1 protein-coding gene is annotated in these 1,073 nt (G+C 42.5%); it reads left to right on the plus strand.

What is annotated here, in order from left to right; all coding sequences use genetic code 11:
- A partial coding sequence (locus tag ACYVIL_RS20565; protein WP_460314632.1) for a Tn3 family transposase occupies window positions 1-985 on the plus strand: 985 nt, incomplete at its 5' end.
- Window positions 986-1,073: the final 88 nt, after the last annotated feature.

Raw genomic sequence — 1,073 nt, forward strand, 5'->3', positions numbered from 1 at the left:
CCCTATTTTCCGCCACTATCACATCCAAGAAGACGTCCTGCACGCCAGTACCGATGGGCAAAAATTTGAAACTCACCTTGAGACTTTTAAAACTCGCTACTCCTCGAAATACTTCGGCACCAACAAAGGTATTACGGCCATGACGTTAGTTGCCAATCATAGTGCGTTAAATGCCCGTATCATAGGATCTAATGAGCATGAGTCCCATTATATTTACGACTTACTACAATCTAATACTAGTGATCTTAAGCCAGATGTCCTCTCAACCGACACCCATGGTGTTAATCATGTTAATTATGCCTTATTGGATTTATGCGGTTATAGTTTTGCGCCTAGGTATGCTCAGTTCACCAGTGTGATCAATGACCTATTTAACGTAACTGAAAGCGACGACGGAAACACGCATCTGGCGCTGAAAAAGCCGATAAAAATGAATGTGATTGAAGAAGGCTGGCAGGATATTCAGCGTATTGTGTTATCCCTTCAAGAAAAACGCACAACACAGGCATTGCTAGTACGCAAATTATCTGGTTATCCATCTAGACACCCTATATTACAAGCATTAACGGAATATAATAGGCTCATCAAAGCCCAATATTTACTTGATTATATTGATGATGCAAGTCTGCGCCAATATGTTCAACGAGCACTGAACCGAGGCGAAGCCTGGCATTTCCTCAGGCGAGCTATTGCATCGGTCAATCGTGACCAGTTCCGTGGAAAAAACGAATCAGAAATAGTCGTCTGGAACGAGTGTGCCCGTTTGACGGCAAATGCTATTATCTACTTTAACTCGATGATCCTAAGTCATCTATTACTGCACTTTGAAGAAGTTGGTGACGAGGAAAAAGCAGCAATAACTCGACAAGTATCACCCGTTGCATGGCAGAACATTAATCTGAGCGGCACTTATCAGTTCGCTAGTAACCGCAAACTACCTGATTTACAGGAAATAACTAGGCCTATTGTTGAAAATGAAGTCTAAAATGAAAGGTAACCCAGCTCCACAAGCCATTAACTGCGAGGGTTGTGGCGATTTATGTTACTTTAGAGGGGAAAATCCCTAGAACCCC

The organism is Aliiglaciecola aliphaticivorans, assembly GCF_054782055.1.